Origin of the sequence: Campylobacter concisus, from assembly GCF_003048905.1 — a bacterium.
In the GTDB taxonomy this organism is placed as follows: Bacteria; Campylobacterota; Campylobacteria; order Campylobacterales; family Campylobacteraceae; genus Campylobacter_A; species Campylobacter_A concisus_V.
This window is the reverse complement of record NZ_PIRO01000003.1, coordinates 43,166-63,802: the sequence shown is the minus strand read 5'-3', so window position 1 is coordinate 63,802 and position 20,637 is coordinate 43,166. Positions and strand designations below refer to the sequence as shown.

20 protein-coding genes are annotated in these 20,637 nt (G+C 38.0%); 1 reads left to right on the top strand and 19 read right to left on the bottom strand.

Annotated elements, in window-relative coordinates:
* The first annotated feature begins 141 nt into the window (after positions 1-141).
* Positions 142-882, top strand: a complete 741-nt coding sequence (locus tag CVS95_RS07485) for a sulfite exporter TauE/SafE family protein (RefSeq protein ID WP_103560421.1) — start codon at positions 142-144, stop codon at positions 880-882.
* A gap of 30 nt (positions 883-912) precedes the next feature.
* Here the strand turns inward: CVS95_RS07485 and CVS95_RS07480 are convergent, their stop codons facing one another.
* The 19 genes from CVS95_RS07480 to CVS95_RS07390 form a co-directional block, all read right to left on the bottom strand.
* A complete protein-coding gene (locus tag CVS95_RS07480) occupies positions 913-2,373 on the bottom strand; it encodes a class I SAM-dependent methyltransferase (RefSeq protein WP_107696145.1) in 1,461 nt (486 codons plus the stop codon).
* A complete protein-coding gene (gene serC / locus CVS95_RS07475) occupies positions 2,373-3,452 on the bottom strand; it encodes a phosphoserine transaminase (protein WP_107696144.1) in 1,080 nt (359 codons plus the stop codon). The genes CVS95_RS07480 and serC overlap by 1 nt, the downstream gene beginning before the upstream one ends.
* A 2-nt stretch (positions 3,453-3,454) precedes the next feature.
* The gene (xseA, locus tag CVS95_RS07470) at positions 3,455-4,621 is read right to left on the bottom strand and encodes an exodeoxyribonuclease VII large subunit (RefSeq protein WP_107696143.1); all 1,167 of its coding nucleotides are present in this window, start codon (positions 4,619-4,621) and stop codon (positions 3,455-3,457) included.
* Positions 4,614-5,336, bottom strand: coding sequence for a bifunctional demethylmenaquinone methyltransferase/2-methoxy-6-polyprenyl-1,4-benzoquinol methylase UbiE (ubiE, locus tag CVS95_RS07465; RefSeq protein ID WP_107696142.1), 723 nt, complete (start codon positions 5,334-5,336; stop codon positions 4,614-4,616). Before ubiE ends, xseA begins: the two co-directional genes overlap by 8 nt.
* Before the next feature lie 12 nt (positions 5,337-5,348).
* Positions 5,349-6,755 (bottom strand): CHAD domain-containing protein, encoded by a 1,407-nt coding sequence (locus CVS95_RS07460; protein WP_234400046.1) that lies wholly within the window; start codon positions 6,753-6,755, stop codon positions 5,349-5,351.
* A gap of 138 nt (positions 6,756-6,893) precedes the next feature.
* Entirely contained in the window at positions 6,894-7,304 is a 411-nt protein-coding gene (locus CVS95_RS07455) for a Fur family transcriptional regulator (protein ID WP_054197019.1), read from the bottom strand.
* A 72-nt stretch (positions 7,305-7,376) separates the two neighbouring features.
* Complete coding sequence (dxs, locus tag CVS95_RS07450; RefSeq protein ID WP_107696141.1) at positions 7,377-9,203, bottom strand: 1-deoxy-D-xylulose-5-phosphate synthase; 1,827 nt, start codon at positions 9,201-9,203, stop codon at positions 7,377-7,379.
* Entirely contained in the window at positions 9,196-10,059 is an 864-nt protein-coding gene (fliH, locus tag CVS95_RS07445) for a flagellar assembly protein FliH (protein ID WP_107696140.1), read from the bottom strand. The genes dxs and fliH overlap by 8 nt, the downstream gene beginning before the upstream one ends.
* A complete protein-coding gene (gene fliG / locus CVS95_RS07440) occupies positions 10,056-11,087 on the bottom strand; it encodes a flagellar motor switch protein FliG (protein ID WP_021091747.1) in 1,032 nt (343 codons plus the stop codon). The genes fliH and fliG overlap by 4 nt, the downstream gene beginning before the upstream one ends.
* Positions 11,087-12,784 (bottom strand): flagellar basal-body MS-ring/collar protein FliF, encoded by a 1,698-nt coding sequence (gene fliF, locus CVS95_RS07435; protein WP_107696139.1) that lies wholly within the window; start codon positions 12,782-12,784, stop codon positions 11,087-11,089. The genes fliG and fliF overlap by 1 nt, the downstream gene beginning before the upstream one ends.
* Positions 12,785-12,788: 4 nt before the next feature.
* Positions 12,789-13,886, bottom strand: a complete 1,098-nt coding sequence (hisC, locus tag CVS95_RS07430) for a histidinol-phosphate transaminase (protein ID WP_107696138.1) — start codon at positions 13,884-13,886, stop codon at positions 12,789-12,791.
* Entirely contained in the window at positions 13,886-14,965 is a 1,080-nt protein-coding gene (pheA, locus tag CVS95_RS07425; RefSeq protein ID WP_107696137.1) for a prephenate dehydratase, read from the bottom strand. Before pheA ends, hisC begins: the two co-directional genes overlap by 1 nt.
* Complete coding sequence (lysA, locus tag CVS95_RS07420) at positions 14,949-16,172, bottom strand: diaminopimelate decarboxylase (RefSeq protein WP_107696136.1); 1,224 nt, start codon at positions 16,170-16,172, stop codon at positions 14,949-14,951. Before lysA ends, pheA begins: the two co-directional genes overlap by 17 nt.
* 55 nt (positions 16,173-16,227) lie before the next feature.
* Entirely contained in the window at positions 16,228-17,292 is a 1,065-nt protein-coding gene (locus CVS95_RS07415) for an LptF/LptG family permease (RefSeq protein ID WP_107696135.1), read from the bottom strand.
* Positions 17,289-17,837: an aminoacyl-tRNA hydrolase gene (gene pth / locus CVS95_RS07410; protein WP_107696134.1), complete on the bottom strand. Its 549-nt coding sequence runs from the start codon at positions 17,835-17,837 to the stop codon at positions 17,289-17,291. The genes CVS95_RS07415 and pth overlap by 4 nt, the downstream gene beginning before the upstream one ends.
* Before the next feature lie 11 nt (positions 17,838-17,848).
* Positions 17,849-18,385, bottom strand: a complete 537-nt coding sequence (locus CVS95_RS07405; RefSeq protein ID WP_021091684.1) for a 50S ribosomal protein L25/general stress protein Ctc — start codon at positions 18,383-18,385, stop codon at positions 17,849-17,851.
* Between the two features lie 118 nt (positions 18,386-18,503).
* Positions 18,504-19,496 carry a transaldolase gene (locus tag CVS95_RS07400; RefSeq protein WP_107696133.1) on the bottom strand — a complete coding sequence of 331 codons (993 nt, stop codon included), beginning with the start codon at positions 19,494-19,496 and terminating at the stop codon, positions 18,504-18,506.
* 6 nt (positions 19,497-19,502) lie between these two features.
* Positions 19,503-20,129, bottom strand: coding sequence for a phosphoserine phosphatase SerB (gene serB / locus CVS95_RS07395; protein WP_107696132.1), 627 nt, complete (start codon positions 20,127-20,129; stop codon positions 19,503-19,505).
* 8 nt (positions 20,130-20,137) lie between these two features.
* Positions 20,138-20,635, bottom strand: coding sequence for a chemotaxis protein CheW (locus CVS95_RS07390; RefSeq protein WP_085658145.1), 498 nt, complete (start codon positions 20,633-20,635; stop codon positions 20,138-20,140).
* Positions 20,636-20,637 lie beyond the last annotated feature (2 nt).

Here is a 20,637-nt window from a genome sequence, read left to right as displayed (position 1 = left end):
AAATTTTTGATGATTATAAAAAAAGTTCGCTTTTAGTTTTTAAAATTTTTATCAAATTTCTAAATTTATGCCCAAATTTCACCTTTTTACTATTTTTTTAACACCGCTTGGCTAAAATTTGGCACTCGTAAAAGGAAATTTATGCTTTTTGTTGAACTTTTTATAATCGGTATCGGTGTTGGATACATCGCTGGCTTTTTTGGCATCGGTGGTGGCACAGTCGTTGTTCCTATAATGGTCGCCTTTGGATATGACATAAAAACTGCTATTGGCATAAGCGTTATGCAAATGATATTTAGTGCGACTTTTGGCTCGTATCTAAACTACAAAGCTGGACTTTTAAAACTAAACCGCGGCGTATTTTTAGGTCTTGGAGGATTGGTCGGAGCTAGCTTTAGTGGCATAATCGTATCTCACACGCCCGAGCTCTTACTCGAACTACTCTTGCTTGCAACTTTTATCTTTTCACTCATAAAACTATACTTCACACCAAATAGCGACGGTACAAATGCGAACAACTCCGTATTTTTACTATTTCTAGTTGGTTTTTGTATAGGTGCACTTGCCATTAGTATAGGCATAGGCGGTGGGGTTTTTATAGCTCCTATTTTAGTTGGCTTTTTGCGCTATGATATGAAAAAAGCCGTTTCAATGGGAGTGTTTTTTGTGATGTTCGCAGCCATTTCAGGCTTTATCTCACTATCTTTAAACGGCCACATCTCTTATTTGGAGGGTACATTCCTAGGGCTTGGCTCGCTAATAGGCGCATACTTTGGCACCAAAAAGACACAAGCTATGGATAAAAAAGCACTTAAAAAGTGGTTTTTGCTCTTTTACATAGCAATGATAATTCTGATCTTAAAAGATATGATATTTGGCTAAATCAAAAATTTAAGGCTAGGCTAGCTAGTCTTAAATTTCTTCAAAAAAATAGGCTTCGCTTAATTTAAAAGCAAGCTTATCTAGTTCATCTTTGCTTAAATTTACGCTCTTTGCGATATCTTCTAAGCTAGCTTTACCATCAAATTTCAAGGCAGCTTTAATCTCTTCATAGCTTAAGCTTAGCTTGCCATTTAGCTCATTTGCCAAAGAGATAACTGGTGAGCTAGCATTTAAAAAATACTCAAGATACGCAGCAGCTCTAAGCTTTAGTTTGGTTTTATCAGGCTCATAGGTAAGTGCTGCAAGTTTTGAAGAAGAAATTTTAGTGTTTTGATCGTTTAAAATTTCAAGCAGTCCCACAAAAGCTTCGTTTGCATTCTCGTCAAGTGCCGTTTTTACTTCGCTTAAATTTAGGCTTTGTGGATAGGCTTTGCTTAAAATTTCTTGCGTTTTTGTCCTTGGCCGCTCGCTAAAATATGCAAAATAAATCTTATCAAGCTCGCTCTCTCCAAGCACCGCGTCAAAGTCCTCAGCACCGCCAAGCCTCTCTTTGTGAGCGATGAGACTTTTTCTAAATGATCTATTAAACAAAAAGTCGTTTAGTTGCTCTTTTTTAATGCGAGAGTTGTAATTTTGCTCGATATGTGCGTCAAAGCGGTAAATCCCAGTCGAGCTTGCGAAGATGTCATTTAGCGAAGCATCTATAACGTAGCAAAGTCCGTGTTTGTCGATATGCTTAGCAAATTTATGAAAGTAGATTGGCTCGTTGCTAGCCTCTAAAAAATCATGCAATATATAATAATCATTACCCTTTGCGATGATGCCTTGTAAGAAATTTAGCTGCGTTAGAAGAAGCTTCATGCTATCTTTGTATACGACATCACTTTGGTTTTGTAAGCTAAATTTCAAATAATCCTGCAAGAAATTTAACTCATATTTCACATAAGCAAGTGCTTCTTTGCTGTCATTGCCTGAGCTAACAAAAAGCATAAAATCTCTTAAAATATCAAGGCTCTTCCAGCCAGGATAGGTATTATACGAAACATAAGCGATGCCATCCTCGCTAAGTAGCGCCTTTATCGTAGCAAGCAGCGCATCTCTTACATTTGGGCTCACCCAGCTATAAACGCCATGAGCGATAATATAGTCAAATTTCCCAAGCTCTTTTATATCGCTTTCGTTCATGTGCAAAAAATTTCGCTCAAGCAGAGTAAAATTTTCTAAACCTATCTGCTTGGCCACCTTGTTACCTTCAGTCACTTGATGGCTTGAGATGTCGATACCAACGACTTTTGCGCTTTTATGCGAAATGGCAAATGGCAAGATATTACCGCCATATGATGAGCCAAGCTCAAGCACTCTAGCCTCTTTTAGGCTAGCTGCTTTAAGCCCCAGAAATTTAGCAACCGCTTCTATCCTAACTGGCGAGCAGTCGCTAAATGCAGCCGAGAAATAAGGAATTTCATCATAAGCTTTCTTTGTTTTATTCATCAGCTATGTTTTCTTTCAAATTCTCTCATGAACTCGCCAAGTTTCTCAACGTCGCTTTGGCTAACGGCGTTGTAGATAGAGGCTCTTATGCCGCCAAGATGTCTGTGACCTTTTAGCCCTAGCATGCCCTCTTTTAGCGCTTCTTCTACAAAAACTGGCTCAAGTGCATGATCTTTTGGTATCGTAAAGCTCACGTTCATGTCTGACCTGCTTGATTTTTTGGCATGTCCCATGTAAAAGCCATTTGAGCTATCTATGATGCTATAAAGCGTGCTTGCTTTTTTTGCATTTATCTTCTCAACCTCGGCAAGTCCGCCAAGGTCTAGTAGGTGCTGCATGGTTAAATTTAAAAGATAAATTCCAAAAGTTGGCGGTGTGTTGTAAAGTGAGTTTGCCTCTACGTGCGTTTTGTAGCGCAAAAACATAGGGACGTTTTGGCTGCTCACACGATCAACTAGGTCTTTTCTTAAAATGACGATAGTCACGCCGCTTGGGCCCGCATTTTTCTGAGCGCCACCGTAAAGCAAACCGATACTGCTAAAATCAAGCGGTCTAGCAAAAAAGTCGCTCGAAGCATCGACAACAAGGGGCGATTTGGTCTTTGGCATAGCCTTATATTGCGTGCCGTAAATCGTGTTGTTTGAGCAGATGTAGGCGTAATCGGCGTCATCGCTAAATTTAAACTCAGGGATGTAAGAGAAATTTTCATCCTCGCTGCTTGCTACGATATCTACATTTACGCCAAGCACTTTTGCCTCTTTGATCGCTTTGTTTGTCCAAACGCCGGTGTTTGCGTATTCAGCCCTGCCACCTTGATATAAATTCATCGGTATCATGCCAAATTGCAAGTGTGCGCCGCCTTGAAGAAATAAAATTTCATACTCATCACCGATGCCGTAAAGCTTTCTTATCTTATCCATCGCGCCAAAGTGGATCTCCTCAAAGGTCTTACTTCTGTGGCTGATCTCCATGATCGAGTAGCCTTCACCTCTGTAGTCGGTAAATTCAGCCTTTGCATGCCCTAAAACATCTAAAGGTATCGCGCTTGGACCTGCGCTAAAGTTGATTTTTCTGCTCATTTTTACTCCTTAATAATTGCTTTTTTATGTGTATTTTGCGAGACAAGCTCTATCTCATCGTCTATTTTTAAATCCCTAAGATCAATCCTCTTGCCATCTTTTCTAACCTCAATAAGCCCCTTCGTGCTCTCAAAAAAGAGCTCTCTCATCTCATAAGCCTTCTCTAGCGAGCCAAGAGCTGAGCCAAAAAGCAAGATCTTTCTTTGCACGGCGTTTGTTATGGCGTTTTGTTTGTTTGCCACCTCGCTAAATTTTAGCTCAATCCTAGCTTCTAGAGCATTTGATGAAAATTTAGAAAGAAGGACATTTAACAAATTTTGCTTTTTGGTGATCTTTAAGCTTAAAGCGCTATCAAGATCGTCGCTAAGCCTGTCAAGATACTGGAAAAACGCCTCTTCATCAGGCAAAAGATCGAGCATAGCAGCACTTGGAGTAAGCGACCTACGGTCTGCTACAAAGTCACTTATGACGTAGTCAATCTCATGCCCGATAGCGCTTATGACTGGCGTTTTTGTAGCGTAAATTTCACGTGCTAGGCCCTCGTCGTTAAAGCACCAAAGATCCTCTTTGCTGCCGCCTCCGCGAGCCAAAACGATCACATCAACGCCGTATTTATCGGCTCTGCGCAAAGCTTTTATAAGCGAGCTTGGGGCATTTTCGCCCTGTGTTAGCGCGTCAAATATATAAATTTCACTTAGCCTCCAGCGGCTTCTTACCACCTTTAGCATATCCTGAAGCGCAGCTGAAGTAGCGCTTGTGACAAGGGCTATTTTCTTAGGTAAATTTGGTATCTCTTTTTTTGCGCTGATGTCAAAAAGCCCCTCGCTTTCGAGCTTTTCTTTAAGCTGCCTAAACGCAAGCTCAAGCTCGCCCTCACCATCAGGCAGCATCGCACTAGCCACTAGCTGATACGACCCACTTGGCGAATAAATGGTCACTTTGCCATAAATTTTGACCTTTAGTCCCTCTTTTGGCAGGAATTTGACCTTTTGGTTATTCATGCGGTACATCACAGCTGAGATGCTAGACTTTTCATCCTTTAGCGTGAAGTACCAGTGCCCAGAGGCGTGCTTAGTAAGGCGCGAAATTTCTCCGCTTACCTCGACGTAGTCAAGTGTTGCTTCAAGCAACGCCTTTGCTTTTTCGTTTAGCTCAGAAACACTAAGCATTGATCTCTCTTACCTTTTTAGCGATAAATAGCGTCGAGATGTCCATACTAAAGCCCTTACAAAGCTCTATCTCAAAGCCAGCCTCTATAAGTTCATCACAAAAACTCTTTGCGTCCAAGAAATTTTCGATCGAACTTGGCAGATATTCGTATGCCTCTTTATTTTTTGAGATAAAGCCCCCGATACTTGGCAAAATTTTACTTAAGTAAAAATCTCTTAGCGAGGTTATAAGGCCTTTTTTCTGGCGTTTTGTAAATTCAAGTACGACCACATAACCATTTAGCGCAAGCACTCTATTAAACTCCCTAAGTGCCGCCTTTCGCTCGACCACATTTCTAATGCCATAGCTTATGCTTAAAATTTGAGCCTCTCCACTTGCAAGCGTCGTGTTGCCAGCGTAGGCCTCTATAAATTTAAAATTTGGAAATTTCGCCCTAGCCTCTTTTAGCATGCCGCTTGATGGATCGATGCCAGTAAGGCTTTTTACCTCAACGCCAAATTCTTTTGAAATTTCGCTCCAGAGCCCCATCATATCGCCAGTGCCACAAGCTACATCTACGATATTTATGCTTTCATTTTTAAAAATTTCTAGCATATATCTGCAGGCAAATTTCCTCCAACTCACGTCCACACCAAGACTTAGCACTCTGTTTGCGACGTCATAAGTCGGAGCGATCTGGTTAAACATATCAACGATTTTTTCTTGTTTTTGCATAAATTTGCCCTTTTATATGTAGTAAATTTTTAAATTTCTTGAAATTTTGCGAGTTGCTTTTATAAATTTAAGACGCTTTTTTAGTATCTCTTCTCTACTTTTATAAATTTGCTTGTAAATTTTACTCTCGAGCCTCTCTTTATCTGGCATTTCTGGAAGCCTTTTAAGGATGCCGAGCCAGACGTCATAGTCCTGAAGATCACCAAAAATTTCTTGCATCTGTTTTAGCTTCTCTTCATACTTTTTAAGCCCTTCAAAATAGAAAATTTCACATAAAAACTCGTATGTGTATCTCATCTTTTTAAGCTCTATCCTAAGATCATGAAAGCTCTCATTTGGGCAGTCTTGATTAAGACTTTTTAGCTTTTTTTGAGCTAAAACCAAAAGCGTTCTAAGCTTAAACGAACCAAGGCGCGAAAGGCTTACATCAAAGAGTTTTGACTTATAAAATTCACCCTCGTTTAAAAATATCTCCCACTCTTTTAAAAATGCGTAGTTTTCTTCGTCACCAAGGTAGCTTTTTACATTTTCATACTCTAAATCTAGAGCCTTTTTTACAAAATATATAGGCTCATTTGCATGTTTTTGCTCGTTTAAAAAACTTAAAAATACATCCAAATCTCGCTTTTTGTTTGTCGAGTTTGCAAGCATTTTAAAATTCTCACCAAAAAAAAGTGTCACTTTCTCATCAAAAACGCCACTAAAAATTTTAAGGATCGATCTAACCTTTCTTAAATTTACGCGAAGCTCATGCAAAACTTCTTCATCTTTGTCTATCAAATACTGGCTTTTTAGCCTTTTTATTACTTTAAAAATACTAACAAAAAGGACTCTTAATGCCTCTCCGCTTTTTAGATTTACAGCAAAATTTGGCAGAATTTCTTTTTCTTTTATGATCTTATAGGCTCTTTTGTAGTCGATTTGTTCATTTTCATTAGCATGGATGGCAAGAAATTTGTTTTTATATCTTTTATCGCAAGTTACGTCACTTAGGCAAAAATTTTCTAAAAATGGTGGCAGCTTGAAAAAGACGGCTTCATTTTCATCGCTAAATTCGATCTCAAATGTACAAAGCCCGTTTAGTTCATTTTTAAAAATATCAATATTGCAAGGATTGTTATTTAGTTTAAAAGTGTATCTATCTTTTAAGATGACGCTACCGATGCGGTTTTTAAGAGCCTTTTTAAACTCCGCTTTTTCACAAAATTCTTCATTTTCTTCTCTGATTAGATCTTTGCCAATCTTTACAGTTTTTATAAATTTATCCTCTTCACTTCGAAAGCGGACCTCTTCATTTTGCGTTATCTTGGTATAAAATTGAGAAATTTCAAGATGCTTAAAGACTACTCTAGCTTCTTTTAAAAAATCTAGAATTTGAGAATTTTTGAGTAAAAATTTACGCTCTATCTCCAAACTCACATTTTTCTCCAAAATTTTTTGTTCATTTTAGCAAGTTAGTGCTTAAAACAATGAGAAGAATGCTAAATTTAGGCTTATTTTAAAAGTATTTTTATAAGAAAAAGATGGAATTTATGTTGCTAAATAGCAACATAAATTTTATTTACAGTGTTTACAGCTTTTTACACTAGCTACGATATTTAGACGCTCTATTATATTTCCGATCTTCTTTTCTAGTGCCTCTTGATATTTGCCAAGCTCAGCATCATCGTAGCTCACGTCCTCGACGCTTCCACAGCTTTCACAGACAACATGAATATGTGGATATTCGTAGATATCGTATCTAGCCTTTTGATTGACGATATTTACTTCAACTACGAGACCTTCGTCTTTTAAAGTATTTAAATTTTTATAAACCGTTGCTAGAGAAACCGATGGGCTCTCCTTTAAAATTTCATCATAAAGCTCATCAATCGTTGGATGCGTGTGGCGATCAAGAATTCTTAAAACGCTAAGGCGTTGTGGCGTGACTTTTAGCCCAGATTGCTTTAATAATGATACGTATTGCATAATGCTTTTCCTTGTTTTTATTTTGGCTTATGCTAGCAAAAATAATATTAAACGTTACTTTATTAAATGATATTAATTATTCTCTAGTAAATTTTTGGTAATCTGCTCAGCACTTATACCAAGATGCTTTTCAACCTCAGCAGTTGAACCATGGGGGATAAATTTATCTTCATACTCAAAGCTAATGACACTTATATTTGAAATTTTATTTTCTTGTAAAAATGCACTTACTATCTCACCAATACCGCCTCTTTTAGCACTATCGCTAAAGATGTACCACTTTTTAGTGCGTTTTGCAAGATCTAATAAAAGCCCACTATCAAGCGGCTTTGCAAAGACAAGATCAACCAATATCACATCAAGCTTGCCAGTTAGTAAATTTCTGACCAAATTTGCCTTGCCAACGCCGTTACCGTAGCCTAAAAATACAATATCACTATTTGCATCAGCTAAAATTTCACCCTTGCCAAACTCAAGTGGCTGAGCTTCAAACTCATCTCTTAAGATAAACGCTCCGCGCGGATATCTAAATGCGCTAACACCCTTGTAAGAGTAGGCAAATTCCATAACATTTTTCATACTCTCTTCGCATCTTGGGGCAAAAAGAACCATGTTTGGCACAGCGTTTAAAAAGCTAATATCAAACGCACCCTGATGCGTTTCGCCATCTTCGCCAACAATACCCGCTCTATCCATCGCAAAGGTGATGTTTAAATTTAAAATAGAAGCATCGTGAATGACTTGATCATAGGCTCTTTGCATAAATGTCGAGTATATCGCAACAAATGGCTTAAAACCCTCTTTTGCCATGGCTGACATAGAGGTAACTGCGTGCTGCTCAGCTATCGCTACGTCCCAAAAACGATCCGGGAATTCTTGTATAAGTGCGTCCATGCCAGTGCCTGTTGGCATCGCAGCCGTCACACCAACGATATCGCTATGCTCTCTTGCCATTTTTAAAAGCTGTTCACTAAAGATTGCAGTGGCTGACTTGTTTGACTGTCTTTTTATAAATTCGCCACTTTTTAGATCAAATGGCCCAACTCCGTGCCAATTCTCATAGCACCCCTCAGCAAATTCATATCCTTTGCCCTTTAGCGTCTGTACATGCACTATGACTGGTTTTTTCATATTTTTGGCAGTTTCAAATGTACTAAGAAGCGCTGAAAGGTCATGTCCATCAACTGGGCCTATATACTCGAGTCCAAGCTCTTCGAAAAACATGCCAGGAGTGATGAGTCTAATGCCCTCTTCGATACGTCTAGCCATGTATGCAGCTGAATCTGGCATATAGCTTAGAAATTTCTCAACCCTACCCTTAAATTTTTGATAAAACTGACCCGCCATCATCTGGCTTAGGTACTTGCTAAGCGCGCCTATAGGCTTGCTTATACTCATCTCGTTGTCGTTTAGGATGATGACGCAAGGATATTTTCTGTCCCCTAGCTCATTTAGCGCCTCGTACGCCATGCCACCACTTAGTGAGCCATCGCCTATGACAGCCACTGGGATACGATCTTCGTTTTTAAGTTTTATCGCCTTTGCAGCACCAACTGCTAGCGATATGGATGTCGAGCTATGCCCTGCTACAAAGTAGTCAAATTTACTCTCGCTTGGCTTTGTATAGCCGCTGATACCATTAAATTTTCTAAGCGTATCAAAGCTCTCCCAGCGTCCAGTTAGTAGTTTGTGTGCGTAGCTTTGGTGGCTTACATCGTAAATAAATGGGTCTTTTGTCACATCAAAAATTTTATGCATCGCTACAATGATCTCGACTGCACCGATGTTTGAGCTAAGATGACCGCCATTTTTGCTAACAGTGGCTAAAATTTTATCCCTGATGTCATGACAAAGTGCGTTTAGTTCATCAACATCTAAACTTTTAACGTCTTTATTCATTATTTACCAGCATTTTTAGTTTTTCTAGCCTTGTTTGCATAGTCGCATCGATATTGCCACCATCACTTATAATAACCACACCACCTTTACTTATAGCATCATCAGCGCTTATTTTGACGTGTTCATTCTTGCTAAATTGCTCTTTTATATATTCGCTATCCTCAGGATTTACGCGAATTTCTATATTTTTAACATTACTTAGCTCTTTTATAAGAGAGCTTGCTAGATGATGAGCGATCTGATTTGAAGAGGTTGAAATTTCTTTATCGATTACTTCTTTTGCGATTTTTATAGCAGTTTGCCCAAGCTCTTCTTCGATCTTCTTTAAAAACTCATCAAATTTAACGTACTGCTCATCTAGCTTTGCAGCCGAAGCGCTAAATCTAGCCTCAAGCTCATTTATCCTTGCTTCATTTGCCGCATTTGCTTGGGCGATACCTTCATTTTTACCATCCTCTTTTGCACGAGAAATTTCAACCTCAAGGCGCTTAGCAAATTCACTCTCTTGATTTTCTATTTGCATTTGAAGTTTGATGATGTTGCTGCTTAGCTCATCTGTTTTTTTAAGCAGTTCTTCGACAAAGCTCGACTCGCCTGCTTGCTGTATTTGTGGACTTTGAGCCTGAGGAGCAAAGTGGTTTTGTGAGTTTGTCTGCGTTTGGTGGCTAGCTTGAGGAATGAAATTTTCACCCTTTTGCCCAAAATTTTGCTCGCTTAGCTCTTCACTAAGATTATTTTCTTCTATCAATACAGGAGCACTATCTGTGGCTCGCTCTCCGACTCCAAGCACCTTAAATCTATAATTTTCTATAAAGTGAGCCGGAGAAGTCTCACTGGTTATTACGCTGCTTTTCATTCTATCATCTCATCTGCTTCGCCGACTTGGAATACACCTTGATCAGCTAGAGTTTGCACTGTCTCTACTATGCGTCTTTGAGCCTCTTCAACATCTTTTACACGCACCGCACCAAGATATTGCATCTCCTCTTTAAAAGCTTCTGCTGCACGCTGAGACATATTTGATAAAAATTTATCCTTTATGCCGTCGCTTGAGCCCTTAAATGCGACCATAAGGTCTTTTTTGTCGACATTTTTAAGAATTTCTCTAATCGCAGTTGCGTTAAGGTTGATAATATCTTCAAATGTAAACATAAGCTCTTTAATCGTTGTTGCAAGCTTATCATCGCTTTGCTCAATACGCTCAATCGTGCTTTTACTAGCTTTTTGCCCAAGTCTATTAAGCACTTCTGCCACAGCTCTTGGACCGCCAACTTCGACTTTATAAGATGTAAGACTTTCGAGTTTACCCTCAAGTACGGTTGAAACACGCTTAATTACCGATGGGCTAATATCACCAAGATTTGCCATTCTAATAACGACTTCGCTTCTTAACTCATCTGAGAAAAAGCTAAGCGTTTCAGCAGCACTTGTTGAGTCCATGTGAGCTAGTATTAGCGCTATGGTTTGAGGGTGCTCTTTTATGATAAAGTCTGCAAGCTGTTGTGGTTTTATCTTATCAAGATAGCCAAAGCTTTTTGAGTTTTCCATGCTTTTTGCAAGCTTGTCTAAAATTTTCTGAGCAGCCTCTGGACCAAATGTGCGGTAAAGAATTTCTTTTGCGTACTCTAAACCACCACTTCTCATATATTGATTTGACTGCATTAGCGCGTAAAATTCTTCTAGTACGGCACTTGCGACTTGTTTGTCTATGTTTTTTGCGGTTGCGATATAGCCTGAAATTTCAGTGATGACATCAACATCCATGTGAGAAAATATAAGAGCAGTTGCCTCTTCGCCAAGCTGGATCAGCAAAATAGCAATCTTTTCAGGCATCGATAGATCGTCATAAATCATTTTTTGCTTATCATTTAGCTTTATTGACATCAAATTTCCTTACGCATATTAAAGTCGCTGTCATTTTTTACCATATCTTGAAGTAGCATTGCTATCTCTTCATTTCTTTCTGTGATGACCGCTCTCATTTTCTCAAGTAAAACATCATATTTTAGTTCATCTTCATTAAACTCGCCACTAAGTCCTAGTTGCTCTTCGACCTTTTTGCGAGCAGCTTTAAATTTCTCAAGCGTATCTTCAGCATCTACCTCAATATCTTCAAGGCCATCTTGAACTTGCTCCTCTTCTTCTTTTGTCTCTTCAAGCATCTTTTGCATAAATGGCACAATGACTTTTTTGTAGAAGATGTAGAGCAACAATGCTGCAAAAATATATTTTAGTAGCGGCATAAATGGCACTACATAGTTATTCACAAAGCCATCCATCTTCTCGCTAGTGCTTATATCTTTACCGGTTTTAAACTCAAAGTTATCTAAGCTTACTTCATCGCCTCTATTTTGGTTATAGCCGATTGATTGTTTGATTAAATTTGTGATTGACTCTCTTTGCTCTTTGGTAAGTGGGGCAAATTCAAGCTCGCCAGTTGGCTTGCCGTCGCTATCTTTTTTACTCTGATAAAGCCCGTCTATAACGACAGCTGCACTCACTCTATTTATGCTAGCAAACTGTCCTTTAATGCTTGTTACTTTCTTTGAAATTTCATAGTTTGTCTGCTGTGAGCTTTTGTTGTACTGCTCTTTTAAAGTGCTATCATCAAGGCCTTGGACAGGGCCAATGTTGCTAACTGCACCTGGGACGCCACCAACTTCATTTGGTGCTGAGCCTTGGCGCTTTTCCTCGATATTGCTTTCGCTTCTTACGACGTTATTTGGGTCATAAACCTCGCTTTTTGTATCTTTTTTATCAAAGTCAAAGTCGATATTTACCTTTGCTACGACCTTGTCCGCACCGCCCACGATAGGAGCTAGCACATTTACGATCTTTTGCTCGTAATTATTTTCAAACTCGCGCTTATAGCGGATCTGCTGAGCTATAGCATCACTATCAAACTCACCGTCTTCATCGCCAAGTGCGACGCCATCTTGATTGACGATCCTTACATTTTCTGTGCTTAAGTTTGTAACAGAGGCAGCGACAAGGTTTTTAATACCAAAAATTTGCTTTGCGTTTAGGCTAACGCCTGGCTTTAGCTCAACAACGATAGACGCTGTTGGAAGTGCTTGACGCTCAGTAAAAACACTCTCTTTTGGTATGGCTATTCTTACGGTTGCTTTTTGGATAGAAGAGAGACTCTCGATCGTTCTAGCTAGCTCGCCCTCAAGCGCTCTTTGAAATTTTACTCTCTGCTCGGCATCAGTCGCACCAAATTCTTGCTTATCAAAAATTTCAAAGCCGATTTTGCTCTCTTTTGGTATTCCAAGCGTTGCAACAGCGATGCGCTCTTTATAAACATCACTCGTTGGTACAAGGATAGTGCCTTCGTTTGCTAATTTATATTTAATGCCATCTTTGTTTAGCTGATCAAGTATTAAGGCAGAATCATTTGGGCTAATATTTTCAAAAAGGACGCTGTAGCCTGCAAAATTTTCATTTTTGCTTTTATAAAGTGTTAAAAATACCAAAAATGCCACGACCAAGACGATCGAGCTAGCTGCGACGATCTTTTGTTTTAGTGAAAGCTTTTGATAAATTTGACTTATTTGATGAAGTAATGCCTTAAAATCCATATCCCTACTTTAAAATTTGCTTTAACTCTTCAAAAACTCTATCGTTTTGCCATGCCTGTCCGATGGTGATTCTCACCGCATTTAAGGCGTAGCTTTTTAAATCTCGTAAAATTATACCTTTTTTTAGCATCTTTTCGCATATCTGGCTTGATTTTGGCTCGCTAAATTTAAATGTGATGAAATTTGTGTAGCTTGGGATAAACTCAATGCCATTTTGCTTTGCAAATTCCTCATATCTCCTCATTTGCTCGAAGTTATTTTGCATGGTTTGCTGAACAAACTCATCATCTCCAAGTGCTACTATCGCAGCTCTTAGACTTGGAGTTGTGATATTAAATGGGGCTCTTAGTTTTGAGAGAGCGCCTATGATCTCTTCATTTGCCACGCCGTATCCAACGCGCATGCCACCAAGTGCGTAGGCTTTTGAGAAAGTGCCGAGATAGATGGCATTTTTAAATTTTACCACCTCGCTTGGCTTTATCTCTTTTTTGCTATCTTTAAATTTAGCAAATTCGTTGTAAGCACAATCAAGCACAACAAGCGTATTTTCATCAACGCTTTTTATAAATTTAAAGACCTCATCTGCGTCCAAACACTCGCCAAGTGGATTATTCGGCAAACAAAGAAAGATTATTGAAATTTCATCTTTATGTGCATTATAAATTTCTAAAAACTCACTCAAATTATGCTCCACACTCTTTGTGCGGTAAATTTTAGCCCCTGTTTGTTTTGCATAAATTTCATACATCGCAAACGTCACACCAGCCATCAAAACGCCACTTTGTTTGTTTGCCTTTGCGTGAAGTGCGTACTCTATGATCTGATCGCTTCCAGAGCCGATGATTAAATTTTTGCTAGTTACGCCAAAATTCTTAGCCAGTCCTTCTTTTAGCTCAAAGTAGCTATCGTCTGGATAGAGATGTGCGTTTTTAGCGACCTCTTTTAGTGCCTCTTCTACGCGTTTGCTCGTGCCAAAAGGATTTTCATTACTCGCTAGCTTTATCACATCTTTTGCCTCGATGCCAAACTCTCTAACTACAAGTTCGATCGGCTTTCCAGCCTCGTAATTAACTAAATCATCTAAAAAGTCATTAAATTTCATTACTCATCTCCGTTTAAATAACTTCCTAACCAGCTTATCTCAGCACCGCTCTCTTTTGCTAATTCAAAGGCATTTTGTACCTTCTCATCGTCGATATGCCCTTCAAAATCAAGATAAAACATTGACTTAAATTCGCGCTGTTTGATAGGACGTGACTCAAGTTTTGTGATATTGATATTTTCATTTTTAAATATAGAAAGCAGATCAGCAAGGCGTCCTGGACTGTGGTCAGTCTTTGCAAGGATCGAAGTTTTCGAGTTTTCAACTCTTGCGTTTTTAAAATCGCTTAAAATCAAAAATCTCGTTCTATTTGCCATATTGTCTTCAATCGTCTCATAAACGATCGGCACGTTATAAATTTTTGCTGCGATCTTTGAGCAAATGGCGGCTGAGTTTCTATCCATTGATGCCATATATGCAGCTGCTGCAGTTGATTTTGCTGGAACAAATTCAATTTCGTTTAGCATATGATCTTCTAAAAATTTACGACATTGATTATACCCTTGCGGATGTGAATAAATTCGCTTTATCTCTTTTAAATTTTCATTTATGCTAACAAAGCTATGATGGATATCCACATAAAGCTCAGCAACTATTTTTATATCACTGAATTTACTCAAACAATCAAGCGTAGCGCCAACAGCGCCTTCGGTGTTGTTTTCAATAGGCACAACGCCGTATTTTGCCTCTTTTTGAGCTAGCTTTGTAAAAACCGCCTCGATGGTCGCAAGTGGCAAATATGAACTCATCGCACCAAATCTACTTTGCGCCGCTTGATGCGTATAAGTGCCTTCAGGCCCTAGATATACGATCTTTTGAGGCATTTCTAAATTTCTACTTACAGCAAAAATTTCAAGATAAATGGCCTCGATCGCAGCTTTATTTAAAGCTTTATCTTTGCTAAGGCTAGTTAAGCGGTTTATGATAGCTCGCTCTCGCTCAGGACGATATATAGGCGTCCCAGTCGTTTGCTTTAGCTTGCCGATCTGCTCAACTAAAATCATCCTTTCATTTAGTTTATTTAAGATGAGATCATCGATCGCATCGATCTCTTTTCTAAGCTCATTTAGCTCTTGCATCAGCGCTCTCCAAAAATTCTCTCTCAAGTGCCACAACATCTTCAAAGCTCTCACGTCTTCTTATAAGTCTATCCTTGCCATCAAACACGCAAACTTCAGCGGCTCTATTTCTTGTGTTGTAGTTTGAACTCATGCTAAATCCATAAGCCCCAGCCCCTTTAACCACGATGATATCGCCACTATCGCACTCTGGTAGCTCTATATCTTTTGCTAAAAAATCGCCACTTTCACAAACTGGACCAACCACGTCGCATGGGCCTAAATTTTTATCCTTGCCACAAACAAAAATTTCATGATGAGCACCATAAAGGCTTGGTCTAATAAGATCATTCATCGCACCATCAGTTATGACAAATCTCTTTTTGCCATTAAATTTTTCATATAAAACGCTTGCGACAAAATAGCCAGCATTACCTACGATAAAGCGCCCTGGCTCACATACGACAGTCACATCTTGACCTTTTAGTGCAGCTAAAATTCCTTGAGCATAGTCGTATAAATTTATCTCTTTTTCATCGTTATAAATGATGCCAAGTCCGCCGCCAACGTCAAAAAATTTGATATCTATCTCAAGCGCTCTTAGCTCTCTTAAAAGCTCGCTAACGATATTTGCGGCATCGATTATCGGGCTAAGTGATGTTAGCTGAGAGCCGATGTGAAAATGTATACCAGTTGGCTCAAGAGAGCCTGAAGCTTTAGCGTGAATGTACATTCTTTTGGCTGTTTCGGCATCAACGCCAAATTTATTTTCATTTAGCCCTGTTGAGATATATGGGTGAGTTTTCGCATCAACACCAGGATTTACCCTAATGCTAATTCTTGCTTTTAAGTTTAGCCCTTTTGCGATCTCTTCAAGCCTTAAAAGTTCAGCGAAACTCTCGACATTTATGAGCAAAATTTCATTTTTCAAAGCCTCTTTTAACTCTTCATCGCTTTTGCCAACGCCACTAAAAATGATCTGATATCTCTTTGCACCTGCTAAAAGTGCTCTTTTTACTTCGCCAATACTAACACAATCAAATCCAGCTCCAAGATCAGCTAGAAATTTTAAAACACTTAAATTTGAGTTTGCTTTCACTGCATAACAAATGAGAGATTTTCTAGCAAAAAATGCATTCTTTAGTGCTTCATAGCGGTTTTTTATGTGGTTAAAATCATAAATGTAAAGTGGGGTTTTGTATCTACGTGCAAGCTCTTTAAAATCCATAAAATAGCCTTTATTAAAATGGCTTGATTTTACAAAAAGCTTGCCAAAATTTGGCTTAACGATGCGATTTTATGAGATAAATGGCGTATGCAAAAAGTAAAATAACTGGCAAAACTATGCCGATTTCTGGCAAGATCACAGAAGTTTGTGCAAATTTTGCAAGAATAAAGAGCAGTCCCCAAACGACAAGAGTTATCACAACAAAAATAAAAGTAGAAAGCGCAAGATTAAAAAACCTACCAGTTACAGGCAAATGATAGTAAAAAATGAGCAACAAAAATGGTGCAAAAAATGGTGCAATAGCAAGGTTGTAAAAAGCTGTTTTTGCGCTATCAAGGCCGATACCTTCATTCATAAATGTCTTTATAAAATTTATCGCATCTGGGATATTAAATTTTGAGTTTTCAACACTAGCAGCGCTTTCAATACTCTTTGGTTTAAAGCCCTTTAGTGCATCTAAACTCTCGCTTTGTATTTTATTAAAACCAGCCTCACCAAGCTCTAAAATTTGTGGCAAAAGAGTTTGATTAACATCTTTTAAAATCCACTCATTGTCTTTAAAATTAGCGTGATTTGCAAATGTAGTTGAGAGTAAATTTGTGCCATTTATCTCAAAAATTCTAACATCATTTGCTATTTGATTAACAGAATTTAGCTCCTTTATGTAGATAAATTTGCCTTCAAATTTTAAAAATGAATCATTTGTGCTTTTTGAGAAAGCCGTATTTTTAGCGATACTTTTTTGATAGTCGTGCGCATAGGCAAATGGAGTAAAATTTAAGCCAACATAAAAAATAGTTACAAAAAGTGCAATAAAAAATGGTGGAAAAATTAAGCTATTTTTACTAATACCAAGCGCATAAAAACTGATTAGCTCGTTTGATCTGACCATATTTACATGTAAAATAATGAGTGCAAAAATAAGCGAAAGTGGCAAAACATAACCAATAGCGCTAAGTGATGTAAGCCCAACATAAAGGAGCTGAAGGTTAGCAGATGGTGGCAGATCTTTTAAATTTGTAAGTAGATCAATGCCTACATAAAATAGTTCAAGTGCTAAAAATACGACAAGAAAAGATTTTATATAGACCCAGCCAACGTATCTGGCGTATAGTTTCATTTGATAAGACCTTTTTTTATCGTAAATTTTTGCGAAATTTCATTGATGTCACTCTTTAGTAGCTCACAAACTGCATTTTTTGTGTAGGCTAAAATTTCATCTAAAGCCTTTTTCTCCTCATCACTAAACTCTCCAAGAACAAAATTTTTAGCATCACCAAGGTGCCCAATGCCAACACGCACCCTTTCGTAGTCATTGCCGATTAGGGCGTCGATCGATTTTATGCCGTTATGGCCGCCGCTACTGCCGCCTTTTTTAAATTTAACTGCACCAAAACTAAGGTCAAGATCATCGTGTATTACGATTATTCTATCTGGTTTATAAAAGTCTTTTACTGCTTTTACACTTTGTCCCGAGAGGTTCATAAAAGTTGTTGGTTTTAGCAAGATAATGTCATTGAATTTAAAAACTTCGCCTTGAAATTTAGCTGAGCTAACATCTTTGTAATTTGAGTCTTTTAGGAGATCTATAAGCATAAAGCCTATATTATGTCTAGTATTTTCATATTTGGAGCCAGGATTTCCCAGCCCCGCTATTAGTGTCACAAAAGCCCTTTTTATTTAGCTTTAATAACTCCAAGTACCGCAACACGGTCAGCGTCTACAATAGTAACGCCTTTAGGAGCTGTGATGTCACGAACCAAAATAGTATCGTCGATGTCAAGTTTACTTACATCAACGTCAAATGAATTTGGTAAATTTTCAGCTGTACATTTTACGCAAAGACGTCTTTTTGATTGGATCAAAACGCCCTTATTTTTAAGACCAATAGGTGTTCCAACTGGCTTAACTGGGATCATATATTTTGATAAAACGCCTGGAAGTGCTACTTTTAGATCTACGTGTTTAAGATCACTTGTAACAACATCTCTTTGGTAATCAACAATAACGACATTATAAACTTTTCCGCCTACTTTTACATCAAAAGCAAGGCTCTCTTTTTTGCGTGCTTCTTTAATAAAATCATTTACTTTAAAAGCAGCTGCAACATTCTCTAATCCCTTGCCATAAATGTTGGCGATTAGATAACCATCTCTTCTCAAAGCCTTCGCAGACTTCTTACCGATACTCTCTCTAACGATTCCTTCTAACATCGTTTTCCTTTCATAAAAAAATAGGTGCTGATTTTATCCAATGCTTTATAAATTTCACATAAAGCTTATTTAAGAATGATCGCTTCTGCTGTTTGTGTATTAGCTTGGGCTTCTTTGTTTAAAGTGATTTCATAATATCATCAAATGCTGATACAAACTGCTTTAAACCATCGCTTAATAAATCTTTATAAACGACATTTATATCTATCTCGTTATTTTTTATAATCTGGAAAAAGCTTGAGATATTTTCTTTACTAGGCACATTTTTTGCCTCTGCTTTTTCTTTTATAAATTCTTTTATAGTTTCGATAGGTGCTGTATTTATAGAATTTTTATACATTAGCTCTCTAACGTAATAATCCCCTCTTAAACTACCGCCTTTTACGCCTGTGCTTGCAAAAAGCGTTCTTATATTTTCTAGTCCAAAATCTTCAATCAGGTGGTATATATTCGCAGCATTCATTATGCCGACTTGTCCAGTTGGCAAGCTCTTTACAGCCATAACTTCATCAAGCTTTCTATCAAATCTACTTACAAAAACACTTATCACACCTTTTGGCATAGTAGTATCTATAAAGCGACTTGCATAAGCCTTACTGCCTTCTTTAAATGCTTCAAGGCAGTTTTTAGCCTGATCTGGCGAGAATATAAGCGTAGCATTTACACTAATTCCCCTTGCCATAAGCGCGCTCATCGCCTCATAACCATCTTTTGTAGCTGGAATTTTTATCATAACATTTGGCATTGATATTAGATTATAAAGCCTGATACCTTCTTCTATCGTTGCGGCTGTATCGTCACTTAAATTTGGATCAACCTCAATGCTTACAAAGCCATCATCGCCATTTGCATAATTTTTTAACATTTTACATGCGGCGATTTTTATATCTTGAGTAGCCAAAATTTCATAAAGATCTTTTGGATGGCGTTTATTGCTAGTTTCTATGATCTTTTTATAAGCAGGTGAAGCAAACGCTGTTTTAAAAATAGCTGGGTTGCTTGTAGCACCGTTTATAATATTATTTTTCAATAAAGAGTTAAATTCGCTTTGTAAAAAATTTCTCTCTATAAAATCACACCAAAGAGAGAATTTAGCTTCGTTGTCATACATTAATTTCTACCTTATAAATTTTAAAATTTCACGCAAGTCTTTAACATCAACACAATGTGTCGCTTCTTTTTTTAAGATATCTTTTGCACAAAATGCAATGCTAAGGTCGCACTTTCTAAACATCGATATGTCATTGGCCCCGTCCCCAACACACATTATCTCGTCCTTGCCTAAATTTAATAGTCCACACAAGCGGTCAATCATATCTCCCTTTGAACTACTAAACATCATCTCTCCGCCGACTTCGCCTGTTAAAATTCCATCTTTGTGATGCAAGATATTTGCAAAACTTGCATCAAAATTAAGTTTTTTTTGCATTACATCGGTTGCATTGTGAAATCCACCGCTAAAAACCACGACTTTGATACCTTTTTGCTTTAAAGCTTCTATTAGCTCGCTAGCTCCTGGCATTATGGGTAAATTTTTGCAAATTTCATTTACTTTTAAAAGTGGCAATCCTTTTAAAAATTTTACTCTTTTTGTAAGACTTTCAAAAAAATCAAGCTCACCGTTCATCGAACGCTTAGTTATATTAGCTACTTCTTTGCTAGCATTATTAGCGGCGGCGAGAATATCTATTGTCTCGCCGTCCATTATTGTAGAGTCAAAATCAAAAACACAAAGTTTTATCAAGCTATACCCTAAAAATCACGTTTCAAAAGACTTTCGACCTTCAAGATCGTAAGGATATTTTGATCGCGCTTACCAATACCATAAATCATGCCTTTGTCTTTTACTAAAGTCTCTGGTGGCGGATCGATCCTATTACGGTCTATTCTGATAGCCTCCGTCAAGCGGTCTATCACAAAGCCAGCGATATTATCCGCATCTTTCATAACGATATATCTTGTGCTTGGGCTTTGCTTTGTGACATTTAGTGAAAAACGCTTACGCAAATCAATAAGCGGAATAACATTTCCACGTAGGTTAAATACGCCAAGAACATAATCAGGTACACTAGGAACACGTGTATATTCAATAGGTTTGATTATCTCTTGGATATTTAAAATAGGTATTGCGTACTCTTCCTCACCGACAACAAATCCTACTAGCTGAACTATATCCTCATTATTTTTTAACTCAGGACCATTTATTTGCTGTTTTTGTTTGCTTAAAACTTGATTTAGTTTATTGTTCATCC

Coding starts and splice junctions, on each gene's coding strand:
- dxs (WP_107696141.1), bottom strand. CDS start 9,203: ATGAATAAAGACGTTAAAAGTTTAGATGTTGATGAACTAAACGCACTT.
- CVS95_RS07455 (WP_054197019.1), bottom strand. CDS start 7,304: ATGCAATACGTATCATTATTAAAGCAATCTGGGCTAAAAGTCACGCCA.
- CVS95_RS07485 (WP_103560421.1), top strand. CDS start 142: ATGCTTTTTGTTGAACTTTTTATAATCGGTATCGGTGTTGGATACATC.
- CVS95_RS07480 (WP_107696145.1), bottom strand. CDS start 2,373: ATGAATAAAACAAAGAAAGCTTATGATGAAATTCCTTATTTCTCGGCT.
- fliH (WP_107696140.1), bottom strand. CDS start 10,059: ATGAAAAGCAGCGTAATAACCAGTGAGACTTCTCCGGCTCACTTTATA.
- hisC (WP_107696138.1), bottom strand. CDS start 13,886: ATGAAATTTAATGACTTTTTAGATGATTTAGTTAATTACGAGGCTGGA.
- ubiE (WP_107696142.1), bottom strand. CDS start 5,336: ATGCAAAAACAAGAAAAAATCGTTGATATGTTTAACCAGATCGCTCCG.
- CVS95_RS07400 (WP_107696133.1), bottom strand. CDS start 19,496: ATGTATGACAACGAAGCTAAATTCTCTCTTTGGTGTGATTTTATAGAG.
- CVS95_RS07415 (WP_107696135.1), bottom strand. CDS start 17,292: ATGAAACTATACGCCAGATACGTTGGCTGGGTCTATATAAAATCTTTT.
- serC (WP_107696144.1), bottom strand. CDS start 3,452: ATGAGCAGAAAAATCAACTTTAGCGCAGGTCCAAGCGCGATACCTTTA.
- xseA (WP_107696143.1), bottom strand. CDS start 4,621: ATGCTTAGTGTTTCTGAGCTAAACGAAAAAGCAAAGGCGTTGCTTGAA.
- pheA (WP_107696137.1), bottom strand. CDS start 14,965: ATGCAAGAGCTAAATGAGCTTAGAAAAGAGATCGATGCGATCGATGAT.
- CVS95_RS07390 (WP_085658145.1), bottom strand. CDS start 20,635: ATGAACAATAAACTAAATCAAGTTTTAAGCAAACAAAAACAGCAAATA.
- lysA (WP_107696136.1), bottom strand. CDS start 16,172: ATGGATTTTAAAGAGCTTGCACGTAGATACAAAACCCCACTTTACATT.
- CVS95_RS07405 (WP_021091684.1), bottom strand. CDS start 18,385: ATGTTAGAAGGAATCGTTAGAGAGAGTATCGGTAAGAAGTCTGCGAAG.
- fliG (WP_021091747.1), bottom strand. CDS start 11,087: ATGTCAATAAAGCTAAATGATAAGCAAAAAATGATTTATGACGATCTA.
- fliF (WP_107696139.1), bottom strand. CDS start 12,784: ATGGATTTTAAGGCATTACTTCATCAAATAAGTCAAATTTATCAAAAG.